We start from the raw sequence: 6,405 nt of genomic DNA, 5'->3' as shown, positions 1-6,405 counted from the left end.
CAAAAGGGCCATTCAATAATCGAATGACCCTTGGTCTCGCAGAGCGAGAAATCGTGGCGTCCCCTAGGGGACTCGAACCCCTGTTACCGCCGTGAAAGGGCGGTGTCCTAGGCCACTAGACGAAGGGGACGCAAAACCTTCGAGCAGATTCGTCGGATACAACATGACGAACCCTGGCAAAAATTGGTGGAGCTTAGCGGGATCGAACCGCTGACCTCCTGCATGCCATGCAGGCGCTCTCCCAGCTGAGCTAAAGCCCCGACTTTACGCCTCTCGGCGGAGATCAGCCCTAAAGCCTCACTCGGTAAAACTGGCGTCCCCTAGGGGACTCGAACCCCTGTTACCGCCGTGAAAGGGCGGTGTCCTAGGCCACTAGACGAAGGGGACGTAACCCTTGTGTACCGAATCGGTGCTGGTTCCGAAGCGGGACAAACTTCAAGGCAGCAAAGCCAACCTTGAAGCTTCTAATTTGGTGGAGCTTAGCGGGATCGAACCGCTGACCTCCTGCATGCCATGCAGGCGCTCTCCCAGCTGAGCTAAAGCCCCACATTACACTGACAGAGAACGCCGCGTTACCGCGTGTTTCTGCGTTGCCGTGTGGACGGGGCGCATATTAAGTGCGACCCGGAAAGCTGTCAAACTCTTTTTCAAACAAATCCAAAAGAATTTTCCGGGATAACAATCACTTACCGCCTCCCGTAAAACCGGCACACCCCGGCCAATGCGCGACGGCGCCTTGGCCGGGCGTCCGTCAGCCGATGGCGCCGAGCAGCTTTTCCCACTCTTTGTTTTCTTTCTTGGACACGCCGCCCAGCAGGTCCAGCGCCTGGCGCAGGCGGAAACGGGTCAGGTCCGGCCCGAGAATCTCCATCGCGTCGGTCACCGATACCGAGTTCGCCTGACCGGTGATGGCGGCAAACATCAGCGGCATGGCATCCCGCAGCTTCAGCTGCAGGTGCTCGACCACTGCCTGAATGCAACCGGTGATCTTGTCCTTCTCCCACTGACGCAGGGATTCCAGCTTCCACAGGATCAACTGAATGACCTGGCGCACTTGCTCCGGCGAAAGCTTTTTGTGCTCGAACAGCTTCACGTCCGGTGTCACGCCGCCGGCGAAGAAGAAGCCGCCCAACGGTGCGATCTGGCTGAACGTCTCGACGCGGCCCTGAACATGGGGCGCGATCTTCATCATGTAGTCGCTGTTGAACGCCCACTTCTGCACGCGCGTGGCGAACTCCTCCACCGGCAGCTCGCGCAGCCACTGGCCGTTGAGCCACGACAGCTTCTCGATGTCGAAGATTGGCCCGCCCAGGGAAACGCGGGTCAGGTCGAAGTGCTCGACCATCTCGTCCAGCGAGAACTTTTCGCGCTCATCCGGCATCGACCAGCCCATGCGGCCCAGGTAATTGAGCATCGCTTCCGGCATGAAGCCCATGCGCTCGTAGAACGTCACCGAGGTCGGGTTTTTGCGCTTGGACAGCTTGCTCTTGTCCGGGTTACGCAGCAGCGGCATGTAGCACAGCGCCGGCTTTTCCCAGCCAAAGTATTCATAAAGCAGGATCAGCTTCGGTGCCGATGGCAGCCATTCTTCGCCGCGCAGCACATGGGTGATGCCCATCAGGTGGTCGTCGACGACGTTGGCCAGGAAGTAGGTCGGCAGCCCGTCGGTCTTCATCAGGACCTGCATGTCCATGCGGTCCCACGGGATCTCCACCTCGCCACGAAGGATGTCCGGCACCACGCACACGCCTTCGCTCGGCACCTTCATGCGGATCACATGGGGTTCGCCGGCGGCCAGGCGGCGTTCGACTTCTTCCCTGGACAACAGCAGCGCACGACCGTCGTAGCGCGGGGTTTCGCCGCGGGCCATCTGCTCGGCACGCATCTGGTCCAGCTCTTCTGCGGTGCAGAAGCACGGGAAGGCATGACCGGCATCGACCAGTTCCTGCACGTATTTCTTGTAGATGTCACCGCGCTCGCTCTGGCGATACGGACCATGGGGACCGCCGACATCAGGGCCTTCGCTCCACTCGATGCCGAGCCAGCGCAGGGCGTCGAAAATCTGTTGTTCGGACTCGCGGGTCGAGCGCAGTTGATCGGTGTCTTCAATGCGCAGGATGAATTCGCCGCCGTGCTGTTTGGCGAAGCAATAGTTGAAAAGCGCGATGTAGGCCGTGCCAACGTGAGGGTCGCCAGTAGGCGATGGCGCGATGCGGGTGCGAACGGTGGTCATGGAAAATCCCGGATAGGTCGAACAAGCCGCGAATGTTAACAGGCGCGGCCTGCGCGGCTCCAGTGTTCACGCCCCTGCGCGGTTCAAACCGCCAGTAACCGTTCGCGCAGCTTGCCGATTTCGTCGCGCATCTGCGCCGCCGCTTCGAACTCCAGGTCGCGAGCCAGCTGGTACATCTTCTCTTCCAGCTGACGAATGCGCTTGGTGATTTCGCTCGGCGAGCGCAGTTCGGCTTCGTACTTGGCGTTTTCCTCGGCGGCCTTGGCCATGCCCTTGCGCTTCTTGCTGCGCGAGCCGGGCACGGTAGCGCCTTCCATGATGTCGGCGACGTCCTTGATCACGCTTTTCGGCGTGATGCCGTTTTCGAGGTTGAAGGCGATCTGCTTCTCGCGGCGGCGATCGGTCTCGCCGATGGCGCGCTCCATGGAACCGGTGATGCGGTCGGCATAGAGAATTGCGCGGCCGTTGAGGTTACGCGCGGCGCGGCCGATGGTCTGGATCAACGAGCGCTCGGAGCGCAGGAAGCCTTCCTTGTCGGCGTCGAGAATCGCCACCAACGAGACTTCCGGCATGTCCAGGCCTTCACGCAGCAGGTTGATCCCGACCAACACGTCGAAAGTCCCCAGGCGCAAGTCGCGGATGATTTCAACGCGCTCGACGGTGTCGATGTCCGAGTGCAGGTAGCGCACCCGCACGCCATGGTCGGCGAGGTAATCGGTGAGGTCCTCGGACATGCGCTTGGTCAGCGTCGTGACCAGCACGCGCTCTTCGATCGCCACCCGCTTGTGGATCTCGGAAAGCAAATCGTCGACCTGGGTCAGCGCCGGACGAATCTCGATCTGGGGGTCGACCAGACCGGTCGGCCGCACCACCTGCTCCACCACTCGGCCAGCGTGTTCGGCTTCATAAGCCCCCGGCGTCGCTGAGACGAAAATGGTCTGCGGGCTGACGTTTTCCCACTCGTCAAAACGCATCGGCCGGTTGTCCAGTGCGGACGGCAGACGGAAACCGTATTCGACCAGCGTCTCTTTACGCGAGCGGTCGCCTTTATACATGGCGCCGACCTGAGGCACGCTGACGTGGGATTCGTCGATCACCAGCAGCGCATCGGCGGGCAGGTAGTCATACAACGTCGGCGGCGGCGCGCCGGAAGGACGCCCGGACAGATAGCGGGAGTAGTTTTCGATGCCGTTGCAGTAACCCAGCTCGAGGATCATCTCCAGGTCGAAACGGGTGCGCTGTTCAAGACGTTGCGCTTCCACCAGTTTATTGGCGCCGCGCAGGTACTCCAGCCGCTCCTGCAGCTCGACCTTGATCCCTTCCATCGCGTCCAGGAGGGTTTCCCGCGGCGTGACGTAGTGGCTTTTCGGGTAGAAGGTGAAGCGCGGCAGCTTGCGGATGACCTCGCCGGTCAGCGGATCAAAGGCCGACAGGCTTTCCACTTCGTCATCGAACAGCTCGATGCGAATGGCCTCCAGATCCGACTCCGCCGGGAAGACATCGATCACGTCGCCGCGCACACGGAAGGTCGCACGGGCGAAGTCCATGTCGTTGCGCGTGTATTGCAGATCGGCCAACCGACGCAGCAAGGCGCGTTGATCGAGTTTGTCGCCGCGATCAACGTGCAGCACCATGCGCAGGTAGGTTTCCGGGCTGCCGAGACCGTAGATGCACGACACGGTGGTGACGATGATCGAGTCCTTGCGCTCCAGCAACGCTTTGGTCGCGGAGAGACGCATCTGCTCGATGTGGTCGTTGATCGACGCATCCTTCTCGATGAAGGTGTCCGATGACGGCACGTAGGCTTCGGGCTGGTAGTAGTCGTAGTAGGAAACGAAGTATTCAACCGAGTTGTTCGGGAAAAACGCCTTGAACTCGCCGTACAGCTGGGCGGCCAGCGTCTTGTTCGGCGCCAGCACCAGGGTCGGTCGCTGCACTTGCTGAATGACGTTGGCGATGCTGAAAGTCTTGCCCGAACCGGTCACACCGAGCAGGGTCTGGTGCGAGAGGCCGGCGTCGATGCCTTCAACCAATTGACGAATCGCCTCCGGTTGATCGCCGGCCGGCTCAAAACGGGTAACGAGCTGAAACTCGGACATAAGATACCTCTGGACGAGCCGCTGTCAGATACATCCGCCAGCAACGCAATTGAGCACGGACGGCTGATCCCGTCAGGGAAAAGACGTACATAGAAGAAAGTGATGGGACTACAAGTGGAGTCGACTGAGCCACCTTTCAAGCCACCCTCCGCACATTAGTCCGCAGCACTGGACTAACGGTCGAAAAATTTCTCGAAAAAGCCGGAAAAACCCGCCCCGGCCTGTCGCCCGCAGTGGCGCGGGTCTTTATACTAGCTCCCCGTTTGTGCACCGCTCTAGTGCAATCGGCTGGAGCGACGCGACCCATTCACTCCCCACTCAGAGCCCCCGCACAATGAGCCTGTTCTCCGCTGTCGAAATGGCACCACGCGATCCTATCCTGGGCCTCAACGAAGCATTCAACGCCGATACCCGTACGACCAAGGTCAATCTGGGTGTCGGCGTCTACAGCAACGAAGAAGGGAAAATTCCGCTGCTGCGCGCCGTTGTCGAAGCGGAAGAACACCGGGTGGCGCAACACCTGCCCCGCGGTTACCTGCCCATCGACGGCATCGCCGCGTACGACAAGGCCGTGCAAACCCTGCTGTTCGGCGCCGAGTCGCCGCTACTGGCCTCGGGCCGGGTGATGACAGTCCAGGCGGTGGGCGGCACGGGCGCTTTGAAGATCGGCGCTGACTTCCTCAAGCAACTTTCCCCTGACGCTGTCGTGGCCATCAGCGACCCGAGCTGGGAAAACCACCGCGCGCTGTTCGAAACCGCGGGTTTCCCGGTGCAGAGCTATCGCTATTACGACGCTGCCACCCATGACGTGAACCGCACGGGCATGCTGGAAGACCTGCAGAACCTGCCGTCGGGCTCGATCGTCGTGCTGCACGCGTGCTGCCATAACCCGACCGGCGTTGACCTGACCCTGGAAGACTGGAAGAAGGTCCTTGAGGTGCTCAAGGCCAAGGGTCATGTGCCGTTCCTTGACATGGCGTACCAGGGCTTCGGCGACGGAATCGAGGAAGACGCGGCGGCGGTGCGTTTGTTTGCCGACAGCGGGCTGACGTTCTTTGCCTCCAGTTCATTTTCGAAGTCATTTTCGCTGTACGGCGAGCGCGTCGGTGCGTTGTCGATCGTGACCGATTCGGCGGAAGAGACGGCGCGGGTGTTGTCGCAGGTCAAGCGTGTGATCCGCACCAACTATTCGAACCCGCCGACCCATGGCGCAACGATTGTCGCGGCGGTGTTGAACAGCCCTGAGTTGCGTGCGAAGTGGGAGCAGGAGCTGGGTGAGATGCGTCTGCGCATTCGTGCGATGCGTGAGGAGATGACTCAGCGTCTGGCGAACAATGCGGCGGGGCAGGATTTCAGTTTTGTCGCCCGTCAGCGGGGGATGTTTTCGTATTCGGGCCTGACGACGCCGCAGGTTCATCGGCTGCGCAGTGAGTTCGGGATTTATGCGCTGGACACGGGGCGGATTTGTGTGGCGGCGTTGAACAAGGGGAATATCGGGGCTGTGACCGAGGCGATCCTCGCAGTCATCTGATGGGTGTTTAAGGTCAAGAGCAGAAGCGCCTGCCTAACGGCAGACCGTTTCGCCTTCGGCGAGTTACTTTTAAAAAGCACTAAAAGTAACCAAAAGTGCCTGCTTTCGGTTGGGCCCTTCCTTCGTCAGGGTTCCTTCACTCCGGTCCCGCTCCGTGGGCCCGCCGCCATCCGCCATCCATGGCGGGGGGCGGCTCTCGCGGCATCCATGCCGCTCGGCCCACTCCGCGAAACCTGCGTTCTGCCTGCACCAAAGTCGCGTTTGGTGTCGTCTGGACTTCCTGCGTCAAAGATCAAGGTCAAAGGCTTCCCGGCTGAAGCCGGTCCTACACAGACCGTGTGAAAACCGGGTAACTGGCCGCTAACCAAAAATGCCCCGATCAAGTAGGGGCATTTTTCGTTGGTACAAAGAGAAAAAAGGCCTTCCTAGGCCAGCAACTCCATCATTCGGCGCAAGCCCAGCACGTTGATCGCCCTTTTCAGGTTGTAGGCGTTCACCGCCAGCGCCATTTCCGTTCGCGCACCCTTGAGCTGGCGAAGCAG

Annotated in this window: 3 protein-coding genes and 4 tRNA genes; 1 reads left to right on the top strand and 6 read right to left on the bottom strand. The window is 60.6% G+C overall.

The window, feature by feature from the left end:
- Window positions 1–54: 54 nt before the first annotated feature.
- The 6 genes from VF672_RS01705 to uvrB form a co-directional block, all read right to left on the bottom strand.
- Window positions 55–130 (bottom strand) — tRNA-Glu (locus tag VF672_RS01705).
- Window positions 131–184: 54 nt separating this feature from the next.
- Window positions 185–260: transfer RNA gene (locus tag VF672_RS01700), tRNA-Ala, on the bottom strand.
- 51 nt (window positions 261–311) lie between these two features.
- A tRNA-Glu gene (locus VF672_RS01695) sits at window positions 312–387 on the bottom strand.
- An 83-nt stretch (window positions 388–470) separates the two neighbouring features.
- Window positions 471–546, bottom strand: a tRNA-Ala gene (locus tag VF672_RS01690).
- A 205-nt stretch (window positions 547–751) separates the two neighbouring features.
- Window positions 752–2,233, bottom strand: a complete 1,482-nt coding sequence (gene gltX / locus VF672_RS01685) for a glutamate--tRNA ligase (RefSeq protein WP_331100743.1) — start codon at window positions 2,231–2,233, stop codon at window positions 752–754.
- 83 nt (window positions 2,234–2,316) lie between these two features.
- Window positions 2,317–4,332, bottom strand: coding sequence for an excinuclease ABC subunit UvrB (gene uvrB, locus VF672_RS01680; protein WP_331100741.1), 2,016 nt, complete (start codon window positions 4,330–4,332; stop codon window positions 2,317–2,319).
- A gap of 334 nt (window positions 4,333–4,666) precedes the next feature.
- Between uvrB and VF672_RS01675 the strand changes: the two genes are divergently transcribed.
- Window positions 4,667–5,863, top strand: a complete 1,197-nt coding sequence (locus VF672_RS01675) for an amino acid aminotransferase (protein WP_331100739.1) — start codon at window positions 4,667–4,669, stop codon at window positions 5,861–5,863.
- Window positions 5,864–6,405: the final 542 nt, after the last annotated feature.

It is taken from the genome of Pseudomonas sp. (assembly GCF_036387035.1).
Taxonomy (GTDB): Bacteria; Pseudomonadota; Gammaproteobacteria; order Pseudomonadales; family Pseudomonadaceae; genus Aquipseudomonas.
The sequence above is the reverse complement of the archived record's forward strand: the minus strand, read 5'-3'. Positions and strand labels throughout refer to the sequence as shown.

Bases quoted from the DNA above. Each gene is read 5' to 3' on its own strand.
- gltX (WP_331100743.1), bottom strand. From the start codon at position 2,233: ATGACCACCGTTCGCACCCGCATCGCGCCATCGCCTACTGGCGACCCT.
- uvrB (WP_331100741.1), bottom strand. From the start codon at position 4,332: ATGTCCGAGTTTCAGCTCGTTACCCGTTTTGAGCCGGCCGGCGATCAA.
- VF672_RS01675 (WP_331100739.1), top strand. From the start codon at position 4,667: ATGAGCCTGTTCTCCGCTGTCGAAATGGCACCACGCGATCCTATCCTG.